The 18,632-nt window shown below is 67.1% G+C and carries 15 protein-coding genes; 9 read left to right on the forward strand and 6 right to left on the reverse strand.

Going from position 1 to position 18,632, the window contains the following annotated elements; all coding sequences use genetic code 11:
* Nucleotides 1–127 precede the first annotated feature (127 nt).
* From H7J86_RS23735 to H7J86_RS23750, 4 genes are all read left to right on the forward strand, one after another.
* The gene (locus H7J86_RS23735) at nucleotides 128–1,303 is read left to right on the forward strand and encodes a TetR/AcrR family transcriptional regulator (protein ID WP_267293799.1); all 1,176 of its coding nucleotides are present in this window, start codon (nucleotides 128–130) and stop codon (nucleotides 1,301–1,303) included.
* A gap of 469 nt (nucleotides 1,304–1,772) precedes the next feature.
* The gene (locus H7J86_RS23740) at nucleotides 1,773–2,519 is read left to right on the forward strand and encodes a response regulator transcription factor (protein WP_267293934.1); all 747 of its coding nucleotides are present in this window, start codon (nucleotides 1,773–1,775) and stop codon (nucleotides 2,517–2,519) included.
* Nucleotides 2,520–2,630: 111 nt separating this feature from the next.
* Nucleotides 2,631–4,343: an alpha/beta hydrolase family protein gene (locus H7J86_RS23745; RefSeq protein ID WP_267293801.1), complete on the forward strand. Its 1,713-nt coding sequence runs from the start codon at nucleotides 2,631–2,633 to the stop codon at nucleotides 4,341–4,343.
* Nucleotides 4,344–4,369: 26 nt separating this feature from the next.
* The gene (locus H7J86_RS23750) at nucleotides 4,370–5,281 is read left to right on the forward strand and encodes a DUF1295 domain-containing protein (protein ID WP_267293803.1); all 912 of its coding nucleotides are present in this window, start codon (nucleotides 4,370–4,372) and stop codon (nucleotides 5,279–5,281) included.
* Here the strand turns inward: H7J86_RS23750 and H7J86_RS23755 are convergent.
* Complete coding sequence (locus H7J86_RS23755; protein WP_267293805.1) at nucleotides 5,266–6,039, reverse strand: SDR family oxidoreductase; 774 nt, start codon at nucleotides 6,037–6,039, stop codon at nucleotides 5,266–5,268. The genes H7J86_RS23750 and H7J86_RS23755 overlap by 16 nt on opposite strands.
* A gap of 119 nt (nucleotides 6,040–6,158) precedes the next feature.
* On the opposite strand from H7J86_RS23755, the gene H7J86_RS23760 reads away from it, so the two are divergent.
* On the forward strand, nucleotides 6,159–7,007 hold the full coding sequence (locus tag H7J86_RS23760) for a helix-turn-helix transcriptional regulator (RefSeq protein ID WP_090352955.1): 849 nt from the start codon (nucleotides 6,159–6,161) through the stop codon (nucleotides 7,005–7,007).
* Here the strand turns inward: H7J86_RS23760 and H7J86_RS23765 are convergent.
* From H7J86_RS23765 to H7J86_RS23775, 3 genes are all read right to left on the reverse strand, one after another.
* Nucleotides 6,989–7,702, reverse strand: coding sequence for a M24 family metallopeptidase (locus tag H7J86_RS23765; RefSeq protein WP_170847042.1), 714 nt, complete (start codon nucleotides 7,700–7,702; stop codon nucleotides 6,989–6,991). The two genes, H7J86_RS23760 and H7J86_RS23765, sit on opposite strands and share 19 nt — an antisense overlap.
* A gap of 29 nt (nucleotides 7,703–7,731) precedes the next feature.
* Entirely contained in the window at nucleotides 7,732–8,187 is a 456-nt protein-coding gene (gene cynS, locus H7J86_RS23770; RefSeq protein WP_090352953.1) for a cyanase, read from the reverse strand.
* 79 nt (nucleotides 8,188–8,266) lie between these two features.
* Nucleotides 8,267–8,851, reverse strand: coding sequence for a TetR/AcrR family transcriptional regulator (locus H7J86_RS23775; protein ID WP_090352951.1), 585 nt, complete (start codon nucleotides 8,849–8,851; stop codon nucleotides 8,267–8,269).
* A gap of 109 nt (nucleotides 8,852–8,960) precedes the next feature.
* Between H7J86_RS23775 and car the strand changes: the two genes are divergently transcribed.
* Nucleotides 8,961–12,461, forward strand: a complete 3,501-nt coding sequence (gene car, locus H7J86_RS23780) for a carboxylic acid reductase (RefSeq protein ID WP_267293807.1) — start codon at nucleotides 8,961–8,963, stop codon at nucleotides 12,459–12,461.
* Here the strand turns inward: car and H7J86_RS23785 are convergent.
* Together H7J86_RS23785 and H7J86_RS33430 are read right to left on the reverse strand one after the other, a co-directional pair.
* Entirely contained in the window at nucleotides 12,458–13,429 is a 972-nt protein-coding gene (locus H7J86_RS23785; RefSeq protein ID WP_187096462.1) for an esterase family protein, read from the reverse strand. The two genes, car and H7J86_RS23785, sit on opposite strands and share 4 nt — an antisense overlap.
* Before the next feature lie 313 nt (nucleotides 13,430–13,742).
* Nucleotides 13,743–14,519, reverse strand: a complete 777-nt coding sequence (locus H7J86_RS33430) for an IclR family transcriptional regulator (protein ID WP_220388594.1) — start codon at nucleotides 14,517–14,519, stop codon at nucleotides 13,743–13,745.
* A gap of 167 nt (nucleotides 14,520–14,686) precedes the next feature.
* Between H7J86_RS33430 and H7J86_RS23795 the strand changes: the two genes are divergently transcribed.
* Genes H7J86_RS23795 through H7J86_RS23805 form a run of 3 tightly spaced genes read left to right on the forward strand, consistent with a single transcriptional unit; the run spans nucleotide 14,687 to nucleotide 18,602 of the window.
* Nucleotides 14,687–16,180 (forward strand): mannitol dehydrogenase family protein, encoded by a 1,494-nt coding sequence (locus H7J86_RS23795; protein WP_090352945.1) that lies wholly within the window; start codon nucleotides 14,687–14,689, stop codon nucleotides 16,178–16,180.
* Entirely contained in the window at nucleotides 16,177–17,211 is a 1,035-nt protein-coding gene (locus tag H7J86_RS23800) for an L-idonate 5-dehydrogenase (RefSeq protein ID WP_187096464.1), read from the forward strand. Before H7J86_RS23795 ends, H7J86_RS23800 begins: the two co-directional genes overlap by 4 nt.
* Nucleotides 17,208–18,602: an MFS transporter gene (locus H7J86_RS23805; RefSeq protein ID WP_267293809.1), complete on the forward strand. Its 1,395-nt coding sequence runs from the start codon at nucleotides 17,208–17,210 to the stop codon at nucleotides 18,600–18,602. The genes H7J86_RS23800 and H7J86_RS23805 overlap by 4 nt, the downstream gene beginning before the upstream one ends.
* Nucleotides 18,603–18,632: the final 30 nt, after the last annotated feature.

Consider the following 18,632-nt stretch of genomic DNA (forward strand, 5'->3'; position numbering starts at 1 on the left):
GAACCGCACAGTTGAGCTGCGAGTGGGTGCGGTGATTTTTCCCAACGGCTAGCATCCTGGGTGCAGTAGCCACCGGACGACGGCGCGGAGTGCAAGTCAGTAACGTCCGCGACGAAAGGGCAGCAGCGTGTCAGGGCAGGCGCCCGACCCCACCGGAGCCAAGATCCTCGATGCCGCGGCGCGCGTGCTGACGGATTTCGGATTCAAACGCGCGACCGTGGAACTGGTGGCGAAATACGCGGGCGTGTCACATATGACCGTTTATCGCCGGTGGTCGAGCAAGAATGAACTGCTGCGAACCGCGGCACTCCGTGAATTGTCGAATATCTTGGACAACGCCTTTTCCGGGGCGGGCGCATCCGAGTCTTTTCGTGAGCAGGTTCTCGACGCCTTCGCCGACACTGTGTGGTCGGTGCATCACCACCCGCTGATGCGCAGGGAATTGGACACCGACCGCGACGCGCTCCTTCCGTTGATGTCGCCCGGTACCGGGGCCGTCATGGAGTCCGTCCTGCCGCAGATCTCCGAGCGCCTGCAACGGCTCGCCGCGGAGTCGGACATCGTCGTCAACGATCCGGACGCGCTCGCCGACGTCTTCGTGCGCTTGGCGCACTCGTTGCTGCTGTTGGAGCGCACCGACCGCCCACTCAGCACCAGATCCGATATCGCCGATTACGCCCAGCGCGCGCTCGGCCCACTGGCCGCCTCGGTGGCGATATCCCCCGTCACCGACCTCCACGCGGTAGCCGACGAGCCCGCGGCGGTTCCCGGTGATGCCGGTAGCAAACCGTTGCGCACCCGCCCACGGCTCCATCTGGCGGCCGCCAGCCTGCTCGTCACCGGATTGCTCGGTGGAGCGCTGCTCGCGTATCCGGTGGAGCGTGAGTTCACGCCGACGGATTCGACGTCGGTGAGTTCGTCCCCTCCCGCTCCACCGCCGTCGCCACTGCGTCCGCCGCCTGCACCCCCTGGGCCGCCGTCCACGTCCACATCGGTGAACACCCCTGTCGCCGTGCCACCCGAGCCCGTCGACATATCGATACCGTCGCGATCTGACACGGCGCCGAGTACGCCGACCGTGACGAGCCCGGCGACAAAGAACGACACGCGTACGGGTGACAACACCACCAAGCCCAGTCCGCCACGACGGCCGCCCGCTCCTCCCGCACTACCGCCGAAGCCACCGACCCAGCCGATGCGCCCGCCGCCACCCGGCCCCGGCGCACTGCCCCCGCCCCCGGCGGGCACCCCGCCACGCATCGGTCCCGGATCCGGCGGACCGGGCGGTCTCGGCCCGCACTAGCCGCCTCATACCGACGTCCGCGTGCGGATCAGTACGTTGCTGAGCGCCGGCTGTGCCGTGCGTGAGCGTCACCCTGAGCGAAGGCCCGGCCCACGTCCGGGCGGCGACCCGCCACGTACGCGAAGGCCGCGGTGTGCCACCTCCCCGACCCCCTCGGCGCACGCGTGCGGCGCCGAATCTGACGTCCCCCGGCGCTCGGTGCGTTCCCTGTGCATCTTCACAGCGGGAAATCCACAAAAGAGCTGATCAGAGAGCTATTGTTACGGTGTGTCGGGATATCTAACATGCTCTCTTCCTCCCCTGATCGGCGCGAGTCACCCTCCTGAATGGCGCCGTGCCCCCTCGGCGCCACCTCGGGGCTCCCGCGGCCGCCAGGCACGGATGGCCGGGTATCCGAGCACCGATCTGCCACCTCAACTGGATGCGGGACGGCCTCGTGACCTCGCTTGCTGAATCCCCGGACTGGCGTATCAGCGTCGCCGAGGCGAATGGGCCGGACCGGCACGACAGCAATGCACCGGTACGCGCCCTGATCGTCGACAGCGAGCCGCTCATCCGCGAGCTGATGTCCATCGCGTTGCGGCACGAAGGATGGAAGGTGGCCACCGCGGGCGACGGCGCAACGGCCCTCCGGTCCGCCCGGCAGACAACCCCGGACATCGTGGTGCTCGACGTCGAGCTGCCGGATATGGACGGGCTCGAGGTGATGCGCGCGCTGCGGGAGCAGACCCGCGGACTGCCGGTGCTGTTTCTCAGCGCCAGGGCCAGCGTCGAGGATCGGATCGCGGGACTGGAGCACGGCTGCGATGACTACGTCAGTAAGCCCTTCAGCCTGCAGGAGGTGGTGCTGCGACTCCGCGCGCTCAGCAACCGATCGGCGGCGGGTCCCGAGGTCGGGGGCCGGCTCCGGATCGGCGATCTCGTCCTGGATGAACGCTCCCTGGAGGTTGCGCGAGCCGGCCGGACGGTGGCCCTGTCATTCACCGAATTCCGTTTGTTGCGGTACCTGATGCGAAATTCTGGTCGCGTCGTCTCCAAGACCGATATTCTGCAGGAAGTCTGGGGCTCGCAATTCGCCAGAAGCACCAATCTCGTCGAATTGTTCATTTCCTATCTACGCAAGAAGGTCGACGCCGGGCACCCCCCGATGATTCACACCCTGCGTGGCGCCGGCTACATCCTCAAGCAGCCCGCTCGGGTCGACTCTCACAGCTAGCGCTCGACCACGGGTGGGGCCCCTCCCCCGGACGGTGCACCGAAAACGAAGACTGACATCACGTGATGTCATAAGTTGACGCCATCGATGGCAACGTCAAGGGGGACGTCAATGGCGCATGCTCGCCGCAACACGCGCGGATCCGGCCGATACGGCATTGCCGTCGTGGCGGTGGGGATGGCCCTGTCGGCGGGCACCGGCCACGGCGTCGCGTGGGCCGAGACCGGGCAGCAGGACTCCCCGGACACGTCATCCAGCCCCGCCACACCCGCGAAGGCCGACTCCAGCACCGAAGCACCCGAGGCAGCGCCGGACCCTGCCGCCCCGCAGAAAGCCGCGGTCTCCGACAGCACGCGCGTCAGCAAGCCGAAGTTCGGCTCCCACAGCCGCAGTTCGCGCACACATGATTCCGATACGACGGCAGACGCGAGTTCAGACGGGACGGCCAAGCGTGCCGCGTCGCACCCGGAACCGCCGGCCAGCGACAACTCCGTCACGCCACAGTCCGCCACCACCACGAGGCCGGACACCGGCGCCACCGCCGTCGTCGTGACCACGAAGACCACGAAGACCGCCAAGGCCGCCAAGGCCGCCAAGGCCGCCAAGGCCGCCAAGGACACGGTGGCCGGCCGGCCCGCCGCCGTCACCACCGCCGACAGCGTCACCACGACGACACCGAGTCCCCCTAAGCCGCTGTCCCCGATCGCGAAGATCGCCGCGCTGCCCGGCAAGATCATCAACGCGGTACTGCAGCTGCTCGACTTCACCGTCGCGGCGGGCGGTCCGCACAGTCCGTTCAACTTCAGACCGATCGATGAGGCACTGTTCGGGGTCTTCCGCAGGATCGAAGATGTCCTGGGCCTGAGCAAGGCACCTATCGTGCAGCAGTATCCGCCGGCCGAGATCTACAACGGCCCCATCTCCACGAAGACGCCGACCGTGGCGCAGTTCCTCAATGCGGCGACCGCCGAGTACGTCCTCGGCGGCACTCCGGGCGGGTTGAAGCCGTTCACGGTCAACGGCGTTCAGATGGCCTCCACCAACATCCTGTCCGGGATGCGCTCGCAGGTCTGGGTCACTCCGGACAACCAGCTCATCATCGCCTATCAGGGCACGACCGGCGGTACGAACCTGTTGGCCAATCCGCTGATGGCCGTCTCCCAACTCGTCGCCGACCTGCAGGTGATCTTCACCAACACCACGCCGCAAGCCTTTTGGGACGCACTGCATTTCCAGCGGCGCGTGCAGACCCAGGCCGCACTGCAGGGCTACAGCAGCGACGACATCTTCGTCACCGGGCACTCGCTGGGCGGCTGGGAGGCCGAGTTCGTCGCGCAGCAGGACCAGCTGGGCGGAATCGGCTTCGAGAGTCCCGGTTTGAACACCAAAAAGGCCGGCAACGGGCGTAATTCGGGGTTCGTCAACGTCGAGACCTACGGCGACCCGGCCGCGTACATGGCCACCGACCTGCCTGGGTTGCAACCCTTCATGCCGAAGTACGTGCCGGGCGGGGGCAGCAAGCCGCACTACGGTTCGATCGTGATGATCGGCGACCCCAAGGCCGACTACCCACTGATCAACTCCTCGGCCCTGTTCGGAAAGAGTCTTCTCGGCAGTCTCCTCTTCGCCGGGGATTTCCTGGTCAACTTCCTCGGACATCACCTGCCCGGACAGCAGGCCTACAACCTCGACGTCGACCCCGATCCGGGCGTGGTGCCCTGGCTGGGTTACCGTTCCGGCCCGGTCGACAAAAACTATGGGGAACTGACCATTCCGCAGCTTCAGATCACCGCGTCGGGCGCGGGGAAGCTGTTCGCGGCCTAGATGACTCCCGCCGCTAGGCTCCGACGATGACGACCGTCAGCAAGGCACGTTCGCTCGGTGTGGTCACCATCGCGTACGTCATCGCCATCGCGGTGGCGGCCGTATGGCTGGTGTGGGGTCCGCGCGCCGGACAGCTCTGGCTGGACACCCTGATCGCCGACGTGCTGGGCACCATCGTGATCTTCGTCTTCAGCCGGATCTACCGGAACTCCAGCTTCTATGACGCGTACTGGAGCGTGATTCCCCCGCTGCTGCTGTTCTACTGGTGGTTTCGCACCGCGCCGGACGTGAATGCGTTGCGGTGCTGGCTGATCGCCGTCGTCGTGGTGGTGTGGGCAATCCGGTTGACCGCCAACTGGGTGTACGCGTTCCCGGGTCTGCACCACGAAGATTGGCGCTACCCGAAATTCAAGCAGCGCGCCGGACGATGGGAGGTCGTCGCCGATCTGGTGGCCATCCATCTGATCCCGACTCTCCAGGTTTTCCTGGGCATGGTCCCGGCATATGTGGCGGTGACCCGACCCGGTCCGGGACTGGTGTGGCTGAGCTGGATCGCATTCGTGTTGGGCCTGGCCGCAGTTGCCCTGGAACTGGTCGCCGATGTGCAGATGCACCGCTTTGTGGCCACTCGGCAGGCCGGTGCGTCGATGGATCGCGGTCTGTGGAGTTGGTCGCGGCATCCGAACTACTTCGGCGAGTTCAGTTTCTGGGTGGCGTTGGCGCTGTTCGGCATTGCGGCAGCGCCGGCGGACTGGTGGTGGCTGATCCTGGGCGCGGTCGCGATCCTGGCGATGTTCCTCGGCGCCAGCATCCCGCTGATGGAGGAGCGCAGCCTGCAACGCCGCTCCTCCTATCAGGACGTCGTGGACCGGGTGTCGCGGTTCGTGCCGCGTCCCCCGCGGGGGCCAACGGCTGAAGAGGCTCAGCGGGTGGTGTAGCCGCCGTTGGCGAGGATCGTCTGACCGGTGATCCACCAGCCTTCGCCGACGAGGAAGCGCACCAGCGGCACGATGTCGACGGGGTCGGTGAGCCCGGTCTTGGTGAACGCCGACAGATCGGCGGCGTGCTGGTTGTAGTCGGCGGACTCGGCGGTCTCCTGCCCGTAGAAGAACGGAGTCTCCATCGGGCCCGGAGCGATGGCGTTGACCGAGATGCCGCGCGACCCGAATTCCTTGGCCGCCGCACGGGTGAAATGTTCCACCGGTGCCTTGGACCCGGCGTAGATGGAGTAGAGCCCGGTGTACGCCGACAGCAGGGAGGTGACGAGCGTGACGAGCTTGCCGCGTTCGGTGAGGCTCTCGCCCGCCTGCTGGATGAAGAAGAACGCCGCCTTGGCGTTGATGGCGAAGATCTTGTCGAAGTCGGCCTCGGTGATCTCCGGTATCGGCTTCTTGGTCACCATGCCGGTGGTGTTGATGGCGATATCGATCGAGCCCATGGCCTCGCCGGCACGGGCGAACAAGGTCCGCACCGCATCGGCTGTGGTCAGGTCCGCCTGAACCAGGTACCCCTCGACCCCGGCTCCGGTGATATCTGCCAGCGTCTTCTCGGCGTCGGCGCGGGTCGCGTCGCTGTTGTAGTGCACCGTGACGGCACGGGCGCCCTGCGCCGCGAGATCGCGGGCCACCAGCCCACCCAGATTCTTGGCTCCCCCGCCGATCAGGACGTTCTTACCTTGGATCGAGTTGACGGTCATGCTGTCCTTCCCCCGGGCGCGGTCCATCGGTCGGCCGCGAACGGTCGCCGACGGTAGCGTGACCAGATCGGGGGTGCATTCGAAAAGCGGGGCACTTGTCAAAAGTTCGGGGGTTGTCGATGCAGGTTTGGGACGGTCGCCGGCCTCTCACGGACCGCACCATCACCGCCGCACACCAGTTCAGCCTGCAAGGGCTGGACTACCGCTTCGTGGCCGAGACGGTCGAGGCGCCCACGGATTGGTGCTTTCGGGAACCGCACCACACCTTCGTGATCCACCGGCAGGGCACGCTCAAGACGATGGAGATCGAGTTCGAGCGCGGACCATCGGGACCGTGCCTACCGCGCATCGGTGACGTGTGGGTGATTCCTGCCGAGCACCGTTACGCCGCCCTCGCGCAGGGCGCCACGGTCGGGTTCTGCGAGATCACCGCACCCACCTCGGTGTTCGGCACGCGTGGGCTGACACCGCGGGTCGGCTACCGCGACGTCTTTCTGCACCGACTGGTCGATCGGCTGGCCGGCCAGCTGACCCAGTCGGGGCCGATAGCCGCGTTGTTCCGGCAATCGCTGGCCGACACCACCCGCCTGCACATCGCCGAGCACTACGGCGAGCGACCGGCTCGACCACAGCGTGCCGGCCGGACTCTCGATCAACGCGCCCAGACCGCCATCGTGGACTATCTGAATTCCGAGCTGGACCATCGGATCGACCTCGACGCGCTCGCCGGTATCGCCCAGATGCCCGTCAGCCGATTTCTCACCGCATTCGCCGCGGCCTTCGCGACCACGCCGCACCAACTGTTGATCGACCTGCGCATCCAGCGCGCGAAGGCGCTGCTGGCCACCACCGGTGTCACGATCACCGAGATCGGCACGCAGGTCGGTTTCTCCACCCCGAGCCATTTCGCCACGTGCTTCAAACAGCGCGTGGGCGTCAGTCCGACCGCCTACCGGGACAGCGTCTGAGCCGTGGGCCCGGGCAGATCGAGGAGCTCCTCGTGGAACCCGCCGTACCTGCGGTCGGGTTCGACGAGATGCACCTCCAGAATCCAGTGACACTGGTTGCCGGAGCGGTCTTTTCGGCGCATCGGATGGGTGGAGCCGGGCGCGACGTACGACTCGATCTTGTCGCCGGGGATGTTCTCATGCGGAAACTGCCCGACGAGGTGACCCGCGATGACACCACCGAAATGCCAGCCGGCCGCTTCACTGAGCTCCACCACGTGGTCGAACAGGTCCGCCCCGGTGATCTCCGGGTGCCGGTCGAAGAAGTCCCGTCCCGCGTTCCAGATCCGCGGGAGGTCATCGCGCAGCGCCAGCTTGCGCGGGTCGTCCCCGAGCACGAAGGTGCGGCCGAAATCGGCTTCCCATTCCTCGAAGATCGGTCCGAGGTCGACGAACACGATGTCGTCGTCGGCGATGGTGAGGTTGGGTGGATTGCCGCGCGCGGTCTCCAGCGTGTTCTCCCCCGCCCGGACGATGCGCTTGTGCCAGTGCCTGGTGACACCGAATAGATCGGCGGCCAGATCGCGGATCTCGTCGGACAGCTCTCGTTCGGTGATTCCCGCCCGTACCATCCGGCGGGCGCTGATCGCGTCGAACAGTTCGGCCGCCTTGTCCTGGGCCTCGAGCAATCGGGTCGCGCGGGTACGTTCGTCCACGGCCTCAGCGTAGTGACCCGGCGACGCGGCTATCCCCACTGATAGGGCAGGAACTTGCCGTCGAAGGTGACGACGACGCGGTCGCCGCCCGGGTCCGCCCGCCGCTCGAAGGACACCGCGAAATTGATCGCACTCATGATGCCGTCGCCGAACTCCTCATGGATCAACTCTTTGAGCGCCGCGCCGTACACATCGACGGCTTCGTGCAACCGATAGATGGTGGGATCGCTGGAGAGCCCCGGCTCGGGAATGCGGTAGGGCTGCCGCTGTAGCGCCGCCTGCACCTCGGGGCCCAAACCGAGCTTCGCGCAGATGGTCGTCGCGTCCTCGGCGGAAACCGGGTGCTTACCCAGCAGCGCGGCGACCGTCCAGACCAGCGGGCGGTTGATCGCGGCGGCCAATTCGGCCCAGGTGACACCCTGCGCTGTCCGCGCATCGTTGAGCAGGCGGCCGGATTCGGATTTGTCCAAGGACGGTGGGGGCATCAGGTACCTTCCGTTGTTCGATGTTGTTCGGGTACATCATCGATTCTGTGCCGTCGCGGTCTGCGCCGCACATGAAGTCTCAGCGGGCGGCGTCGATGACCAGTTCCGCGATCGCACGCGCGTCGCGCAGCGGCGCGGTATCGCCGAGCGAGGTGGCCAACCCGGTCGCGCCCTCCAGGAGTACCGCCAGTCGGCGCGCCACCGCGACCGGATCACGCAGACCTGCCTCGGCCGCGGCACCGGCCAGCCGGTCGATGAAATCGCGCTTGTGGTCGGCGACGATCTGCCGGACCTCCGGCATGTCATCCGCCGCTTCCACCGCCGCGTTGTGAAACGGGCATCCCCGAAACGGACCCCGTCCGGCGATGTCGAAGATCGACAGCAACCGTGCACGCGGCGCACCGTCTGCGGCGAGATTCTTCTCCGGCCGGGACCCGCCGGTGTCGATGATGTCGCGCAGATAGGCGGCGATCAACACGTCCTTGCTGGGAAAGTGCTGGTAAAGAGTGCGCTTGGACACGTGGGCGTGCTCCGCCAGCGCTTCGACGCCGGTATCACGAATACCATTGAAATAAAACAATTTTCGCGCCGAAGCCAGGATGCGGTCACGCGCGCCCCGACCCCCGCGCACGGGGTGCGGAACGGCCGTCGGCGCGGCAGACATACCCGAAGTATACCGCTCGGTTTACATCGCTGGCACGCCGCTCTATGGTGGTCTGAGTAGTGTTTTCTATACCTAGCGTGCTTGCGCAGCCGATCCCGAAAGGCGCGATATGACGACCGAGACCCGCACCGACACCCGAGCGGAACGCCTGGCCTGGTTGTACGCCACCGACAGCGACCTGCAGGCCGCCCGGCCGTCGTCTGCCGTCGTGGCGGCCGCGCGGCGTCCCGGCACCCGTCTGGCCGAGGTCCTGCGGATCTACGCCGAGAGCTATGCCGACCGGCCGGCGCTGGGCACGCGGGCCACCACCGTCGTCCGGGACCCGGCCACCGGGCGCCGCGAGCTACGGCTGTTGCCGAGCTTCGACACCATCACCTACCGCCGGCTGTGGGCCGACGTGACGGCCATCGCGGCGGCGTGGCGCACCGGCGACTCGCCCGTGCGCCCGGGTGACTTCGTGGCCACCATCGGCTTCGCCAGCGCCGACTATCTGACCATCGACCTGGTGAGCAACTACCTGGGCCTGGTAGCCGTTCCACTGCAGCACAATTCACCGTCATCGAGGCTGCTTCCGATCTTCGACGAAACCGAACCTCGAGTTCTCGCGGTCAGCGCCGGCTACCTGGATCTGGCCGTGGAGTGCGCCGAGAACAGCGCGTCGGTGCGGCGGTTGACCGTCTTCGACTACGACGGTGCTGTCGACTCGCAGCGGGAAGCCCTGCAACAGGCCAGGACTCGGCTCGCCCGGAATCAGGTCACCATCGAGGTGCTGCCCGATACCATCGCCCGCGGGCGGACGCTCCCGATTCCGCCCGCCTACGACGGCGCCGACGACCAGCGGCTGGCGATGATCCTGTACACCTCCGGAAGCACCGGCCTGCCCAAAGGGGCGATGTGGACCGAACGCATGCTGTCGATGATGTGGACCAGCGGGTTCGTCGCCGACGGCGACGTCCCGGTGCGCAACGTCAACTTCATGCCGCTCAACCACCTCGGTGGCCGGATCGCCCTGGTTGCGTCGTTTCAAGCCGGCGGCACAAGCTATTTCGTCCCGGAGAGCGACCTGTCCACCTTGTTCGAAGACTGGCAGCTGGTCCGGCCCACGCAACTCGCCGTGGTTCCCCGAGTCGTGGACATGCTGTTTCAGCGCTACCAGACCCGGGTCGACCGGTTGCGCGCCGAAGGCGAGAGCGCGACGGGCGCCGAGGCGCAGGCCAAGATCGAACTGCGCGAGCATCTGCTCGGCGGCCGCGTGCTGAACGGATTCGTGGGCACCGCGCCGCTGGCTCCGGAGATGCGGACGTTCCTCGAAACCACCGTCGAGGCACCTCTTTTCGACGTCTACGGTCTCACCGAAGTGGGTGGTGTGACCCGCGACGGTGTGGTGTCACGCCCGCCGGTGTTGGACTACAAGTTGGTCGACGTGCCCGAACTCGGCTACTTCGGCACCGACCGCCCCTACCCGCGCGGCGAGCTGCTGGTCAGGACCGCCACTGCGACACCCGGCTACTACAAGCGACCCGATGTCACCGCCGAGGTCTTCGATGCCGAGGGTTACTACCGCACCGGCGATGTGATGGCCCAGACCGCACCGGACCGGCTGGTGTACGTCGACCGCCGCAACAACGTCCTCAAACTCGCCCAGGGTGAGTTCGTCGCGGTCTCCAATCTGGAAGCTGTCTTCGCAGGCGCGCCGCTGGTACGCCAGATCTTCGTGTACGGCAACAGTGAACGCTCCTCCCTGCTGGCCGTGATCGTGCCGACCGAGGAAGCACTCGCACGCCTCACCGACCCCGAGGACCTCAAGGGCGCGCTGCACGACGCGCTACGGGCCACCGCACACGCCGCCGAATTGCAGTCCTATGAGGTGCCCGCCGACTTCCTGATCGAAACCGATCCGTTCACCGCCACCAACGGGTTGTTGTCCGGCGTCGGAAAACTACTGCGGCCCAAACTGAAAGCACACTACGGCGAGCGCCTCGAGCAGCTCTACACCGAGCTGTCGCAGGCGCGAACCGACGAATTGCGGGACCTTCGCGAGTCCGCAGGCACCCAACCGGTACTGGACACCGTCACCCGAGCCGCCCAGGTCCTGCTCGGACTTCCCGGCACCGCACCGTCAGCCGACGAGCACTTCACCGACCTGGGCGGCGACTCGCTGTCCGCGCTGACGTTCTCCAACCTGCTGGGCGAGGTGTTCGGTGTGGAGGTACCCGTCGGTGTCATCATCGGCCCGTCGGCCGACCTCGCCACCGTGGCTGCCTACGTGGAATCCGAACGCGCATCGGGCGGTACCCGCCCCACCGCCACCAGTGTGCACGGCTCCGGAGTCACGTCGATCGCGGCGGCCGACCTCACCCTGGACAAGTTCATCGACGAGGGCACTTTGGCTGCGGCACCGACAGCACAGCCGGTCACCACACGCGTGCAGACGGTGCTGCTCACCGGCGCCAACGGGTACCTCGGCCGGTTCCTGACACTGGAATGGCTACAGCGGTTGTCGGCTACCGGCGGCCGGCTGATCGCCCTGCTGCGCGGAGAGGACGCCGCGTCCGCACGGGAGCGTCTCGCGCAGGTATTCGACACCGATTCCGCCATGGCGCAGGAGTTCCGGGTGCTGGCCGCCGGCCATCTCGAGGTGATCGCCGGTGACATCGGTGAACCGAACCTCGGGCTCGACCCCGCGACCTGGACCCGGCTGACACGCGAGGTCGATCTCGTCGTACACCCCGCAGCCCTGGTCAACCATGTGCTTCCCTACGGACAACTGTTCGGGCCCAATGTCGTCGGCACGGCCGAGGTGATCCGACTGGCGATCACCGAACGGCTCAAGCCGGTGACCTACCTGTCGACTGTGGCCGTGGCGATGACGGAGCGCGATTTCATCGAGGACGGCGACATCCGGGCCGTCAGCCCGCAGCGCTCGCTGGACGACGGATATGCCAACGGTTACGCCAACAGCAAATGGGCCGGCGAGGTCCTGCTGCGCGAGGCACACGATCTGAGCGGGCTCCCGGTCAGCGTCTTCCGTTCGGATCTGATCCTGGCGCACAGCAGATTCGCCGGCCAGATCAACATTCCCGACGCCTTCACCCGCCTGGTGGTCAGCCTGGTATCCACCGGCCTGGCACCACGCACCTTCTACGCCGACGACGGCTCGGGTGAGCGCCCGCGCGCCCACTACGACGGACTGCCCGCCGATTTCGTCGCCGATGCCGTCACCACGATCGGCGGCCACAGCCTCCACGGGTTCCGGTCCTATGACGTGATGAACCCGCACGACGACGGCATCTCACTCGATGTCATCGTGGACTGGTTGATCGACGCCGGCATCCCGATCACCAGGGTCGACGATCACGCCGAGTGGGTCGCCCGGTTCGAAGGCGCACTGCGGGCCCTGCCGGAGCAGCAGCGGCAGCGCTCCGCGCTGGCTCTGCTCGACGCGTACCGGCAGCCCGAGCAGCCGCTACTCGGCGCGCTGGCGCCCACCGCCGTGTTCCGCGAGGCCGTGCGGGCCGCCAAAATCGGCCCGGCCCAGGATATCCCGCACATCACGGTCGAGTTGATCCACAAGTACCTGACGGACCTGCGGAAGCTGGGCGTGATCTAAGTGGAGCGGATTCCGAGGGTGCGCTGGATGTCCGGCTTCATCTGCTGTAGTTGTTGGCCCCAGTACTCCCAGGAATGCAAACCCTTCGGCGGCAGATTGAAGGTGGCGTTCTTCCCACCCGCGGCCAGATAGGCCTGCTGGAAGCTCTGGTTGCTCTGCAGCGTGAGGCCTTCCAAGATCCCGGCCCCGGGATTCGTCTGGGCCGCCGCGGGTGCCAGGTCACCCGGTGTGCCGTTGCCGCAGTAGATCCAGATCCGGGTGCCGTTGGCGACCAGCTCGGGGATGTGCAGCGAGGGGTCGTTGCGCGTCCAGGCCGGGTCGATCGGCGGTCCCCACATGTCGGTGACCCGAAAGCCGCCGGCATCGCTCATGGCGACCCCGACCAGGGTGGGCCACCAGCCCTGGGACAGATTCAGGAAACCGGACAGCGATCCGGCGAAGACGAACCGGTCCGGGTGGTAGATGGCGTAGGTGAGGGCGGGGGCGCCGCCCATCGAAAGCCCCACGACCGCGTTGCCGGTCGGGTCGACACCCTTGTTGGCCGACAGCCACGCGGGCAGCTCCTCGGTGAGGAACGTCTCCCATTTGTAGGTCTGGGTTCCGCCGTTTCCGACGGCCGGTTGGTACCAGTCGGTGTAGAAGCTCGATTGGCCGCCCACCGGCATCACCACCGAAAGCCCGGACTGGTAGTACCACTCGAACGCCGGGGTGTTGATATCCCACCCGTTGTAGTCGTCCTGTGCCCGCAGGCCGTCCAGGAGGTACACCGCGTGCGGACCGCCGGGCTGGAACTGGACCCGGATATCGCGGCCCATCGAGGCTGACGGTACGAGCAGGTACTCCACCGGAAGCCCCGGGCGGGAGTGTGCGACCGCGGCACCGGCGCCGGCGAATGTGGAGACCAGGCCGGGAAGAAGGGTCACGGCAAGAATGGTTGCTAACCAGCGCGTCAGTCGAGTCATGACCATCCGTACGTCGTTCGCCGATCCGTTTCAGAAAAAGCCGATACCCCTTTGTCTAGCGGAGCCAAACCGCGGAAGAACATCAGAGTGCCACATCTCACAATGCGTGCCGCATCGTGACGTAGGCGCACCGCAGCGGCGGACCCCCTGGTGGACAACGGGTTCCGATGTCCACGCGGCGCCGGCGGTGACGGCCGCGGGTATCGGTCAGGTGGTCACCTGGTCCGGCGCCCAGAACCGAATTCGCCACAACACGAACCCCATGCGATTCTGCGTCAGGTACTGGCGATACCCGACGGAACCATCCCCACGGCATCGACTACGGGTCGCCGGCCGGATCGGTACTCACCACCGAGAATCCGGGCGGCGCCGAGACGCTCAGCATCTCTCGCAACCGGGTGCCCAGCTTGTCGAGCCGGTCCGCGCCCATCCGGCTGGTCGGCCCGGTGATACTGACGGCCACCGGGCGGCCGGTGGGACGCCTCAATGCCACACCCACACAGCAGATTCCCGCTTCGTTCTCTTCACGTTCCGTGGCGTAGCCATGCACCCTCGCCTCCGCGACCGACCGGGCGAACCGGTCGGCCACCAGCGGATCGGCCTCGGCGGTGTACGCGGACAGCAGGGTGTCGGCAGCCCCTTCGGCGGCGACCATAGCCCGTCCGAGCGCCGTGGTGAGGACACTGACCTGGCGACCCACCCGCGACCACACCCGGATGGTGCGGTCCGGCTCGACCTTGTCCAGATAGAGCACGTTGTGACCGTCCAGAATGCCCAGGTGCACCAGTTCCTCGGCCTCCCGGCAGATGGCGAGCAACGCCGGCCGAAACAGCGTCGGCAGGTTCTCCTCGCGCAGGAACCGCTCGACCAACAATGCCGGCCGAGATCCCAGCCGATACCGCTGATTGGCATCCTGCTCGGCAAATCCTCGATGTTGCAGGGCCTGCAGGGTGCGGTGCGCGGACGCCTTGTTCAGGCCACTCGACTCCACGACATCCCGCAGAGCCAAACCGTCCGGACCGGCCTCGGCAAGCAGTTCGATGAGGGCGAGCGCCTTGTCGACGCTGCCCACCGGAGATGCGGCATTTCCTTCCACGATCCCCACCTCTCCCGTCGCCACCTCTCTATCCGAGAGCTTGGCACACCCGCAGCAGTGAGCCTTGACACGTCAGGGCCCAGCTGCCAGTGTAGTTCACATTACGATACGTGCGGTTCATAATACGGAACGCACAGCACACTTCGACCATCTCTGGGAGCGCAACGATGCGACGACTGTCCCGCGACACCACCCCGCCCGGCACCCTGATCGGTGCAGCGGCAGGGGATCTGACGGGCATCGTGCACCTGGGATTGGGCAACTTCCACCGGGCCCACGCCGCGGTGTACACGGCCGGCGCGCTTGCCGCCCAGCCCGGCGACTGGGGTATCTACGGCTTCGCCAATCGCTCCCCCGACGTGGTGTCGGCGATGCGCGCCCAGGACGGGCGGTACGCGATCGTGGAGTACTCCGATCACGGGCGGCGGGTCGGCGTCGTCGATGTCCATCGCAATCTGGGCGTGGTCGCCGAGCAGCGTGACGCGTTGGTGGCGGCGCTGGCCGACCCGGCGCACCGGATTCTCACCTTGACCGTCAGCGAGGTCGGCTACTGCCGGTCAGCCCGCACCGGCACGCTCGACCTCGACCTCGCCGATGTCCGCGCAGACCTCGCCGACCCCGGGCATCCCCGCAGCACGGTCGGACTCATCGCGCGCGGTCTGGCCGTCCGCGCCGCGCAGGGGGCTCCGATCACCGTTCTGTCGTGCGACAACCTGCAGGCGAACGGGCACGCCACACGGGCGGTGGTGACCGAGTTCCTCCATGCCAGTGGGGCTTCCGCGGATGTCCTGAACTTCGTCGCGGACCGGGTCAGCTTCCCGAATTCGATGGTGGACCGGATCGTGCCGGCGACCACCGGCCAGACCAGCGCCGAGGTCGCCGAGTTGATCGGTGTGGACGACCGCTGTCCCGTGCCCGCCGAGAGCTTCACCATGTGGGTGTTGGAGGACGACTTCGCCGCCGGGCGGCCGGCCTGGGAGCAGGCGGGCGCGATCATGAGCGACGAGGTGCACGCCTACGAACTGGTCAAGTTGAGGCTGCTCAACGGATCGCATTCGCTGATCGCGTATCTGGGCATCTTGGACGGGCAGGCCGGCATCGCCGACGCCTGGGCGCAGGACTTCGTCAGGGACGCGGTGCGCGCCGGCATCGCCGCGGACTATCTGCCCACCATCGCGCTGCCGAAGGGATTCGATACGGACGCCTACCTGACATCGCTCGCCCACCGGTGGGCCAACGCGGCGTTGGGCCACCGTACGTCCCAAGTGGGCACCGACGGTTCGGTGAAACTCCTGCAGCGCATCCCCGAGCCGGCCCTCATGGCGCTGCGCGCCGGCCGGGTGCCGCACCTGCTGGCCCTGACGGTAGCCGGGTGGATCTGCACGGTCGCTCCGCCCCCAGGTTTTGCTCCCGGCCCCTACGCCGCCGAGGTCCGCGAACCCGCGCGCCCCCGGCTCGCGGAGGTGACCAGAGGCGCGATCAGTCCGCGAGATCACGCAATGGCGGTGCTGAACAACGGGTTTCTCCCCGACGCCCTCACCGCGCACACCGCATTCACCGACCGGGTGGCCGACCTCGTGCTGGCGATCACGACAAGCGGGGTGCGCGCGGCCGCACGCGAAGCCACCGAGTCGGCCGACCAAGACAGGAAAGTCTCATGAAAGCACTCGCGATCCACGGCAAAGAGGACATCCGCTGGGAGGACCGCGGCGAGCCGGTCCCGGCCGACGGGGAGATCCGGCTGCGGGTCAGCTACGTGGGTATCTGTGGCTCCGACCTGCACTACTACTTCCACGGGGCCAATGGCGAGAACGTGGTGCGGGAGCCCTTCACTCCCGGGCACGAACTGTCGGGCGTCGTGGATCTCGACCCGTCCGGGCGCTACCCGGCGGGCACCGCGGTGACGGTGCATCCCGCGAGGTACGGGCAGCCGGTACCAGGTCTGACCGATCGCCCCCACCTTCGTCCCGGCGGGGACTACCTGGGTAGTGCGGCCACCTTCCCGCACCGACAGGGCGGCGCAGCCGAACTGCTGATCGTCGAGGACCGGATGGTCCGGGCACTGCCGGCCGGGTTGCCGCTACGCCGAGCGGCACTGGCCGAGCCGCTCGCGGTGGCATTGCACGCGGTCGGATTGGCCGGTGAGCTCACCGGCCGGCGTGTGCTGGTGATCGGCGCGGGTCCGATCGGTCTCCTCGTCGTCGCGGCCGCCCGGCATCGCGGCGCCACCGAGATCGGGGTGAGCGATCTGCGCCCGGAGCCGTTGGCCCGAGCGGTGGCTTTGGGAGCCACCGAGTCCGTCCTGGTGGGACACGACAGCATCGCCGACGAGTCATATGACGTCATCTTCGAATGCTCCGGCGTCGGCGTCTCGCTGACACAGGCGGCACGCGCCGCGCGTCGCGCCGGGACGGTGGTACAGGTCGGAACGCTTCCCAACAGCGAGATCTCGGTGAACCTGGCACCGATGCTGAGCAAGGAACTGCGCCTGCTGGGCGCCTTCCGGTTCGCGGGCGAGATCGACGACGCGATCAGCCTGCTTGCCACCTCCGACCACTTCGATGCCGTCATCTCCCATGTTGTCCCGGCGACCGACGCCGTCGATGCCTTCACCTTGGCGCGGGATGCCTCGGCGTCGGCCAAGGTTCTGCTTGCACTCCAATCCGACACTCACGACGAGGAACAGCGATGACCACTGCTCACGACCCGCAGGCCCCCGCCCGCGCACCGGCCACCCAGCGCAGCATGGCCGACCTGATCCGCGCCGCCGTATCCGGATGGCTCGGCACCGCACTGGAATTCATGGATTTCCAGCTGTATTCACTGGCCGCTGCGCTGGTCTTCAGCCAGCTGTTCTTCTCCGGCGAAAGCGCGGGGATGGCGGTGGTGCTGTCGATGGCCACCTATGGGGTGGGCTACATCGCCCGCCCGTTGGGTGCGGTGTTCTTCGGCAGGCTCGGCGACCGGATCGGTCGGCGAAAGGTGCTGTTCTACACCATCGCGCTGATGGGCGCGGCGACGACACTGATCGGCGTCCTGCCCACCTACCACCAGGTGGGCATGCTGGCGCCCATCCTGCTGGTGACGTTGCGACTGCTGCAGGGCTTCGGCGCCGGCGCCGAGATCAGCGGCGCCGGAGTCATGCTCGCCGAGTACGCACCCCCGCACCGGCGCGGATTCGTGGCCTCGCTGGTGGGACTGGGCACCAACTGCGGCACGCTGTTCGCATCGGCGATCTGGGCCATCCTGCTGGGTACGCTCGTCGAAAGCGATGTGATCGCCTGGGGCTGGCGCATCCCGTTCATCGCCAGCGCCGTGGTGATGGTCTTCGCGGTGTGGATTCGATTGAACCTCAAGGAAAGCCCGGTCTTCGAAGAACGCGAGGATGTCGTCGACGGGCGGGCACTGTCCCGCGAGCAGATCCTCGAGCGGGCCACCGACCGGGCCGACACCCGCATCTTGGAAGCGATGCAGCGCAAGCCGGTCAAGGCCCTTGTGGTGTCGTTCTTCCTGCGGTTCGGCCAGGCCGGCAACTCCGGCCTCATCCAGACCTACCTGATCTCGTTCATGACGCTGACCCTCACCCTGCAGAAGGGTGTCAGCGCCAATGTCGTGATCGTGTCCTCGCTCGTCGGTTTCATCACCATCCCGGCGATCGGCTGGCTCGGTGACCGACTGGGCCGGCGCCGGATGTACATCATCGTCATGTCGGCGGCACTGGTGGTCATCGTTCCGGCCATGCTGGCCATCGATTCGAGGGACCTGGTCTGGGTGTTCGTCGGCTACGTCGTGCTGCACAACGTCGCGGTACTCAGCCCGGCCTCACTGGAGAACGTCTCGATCCCGGAGATCTTCGGTGCCCGCAACCGGTACACGATGACCGCGATCATCCGTGAGATCGCCGCGGTGATCGCCACCGGTATCGGTCCGGTCGTGGCCGCCGCGTGGGTCGCCGCGGCCACCGGAAGCGCGGTGCCGATCATGGTGATGCTGGTGCTGTACTCACTGTCGGCACTGATCGTGGCCGTCTGGGCCAAGGACTGGACCGGTCGCGATCTCACCGACCCACGCCCGGCGATGTGACCGCTCCGAACATGAACCAGCGCAACGAAA

The sequence above is a fragment of the Mycobacterium hackensackense genome, from assembly GCF_025822555.1.
Taxonomy (GTDB): Bacteria; Actinomycetota; Actinomycetes; order Mycobacteriales; family Mycobacteriaceae; genus Mycobacterium; species Mycobacterium fluoranthenivorans.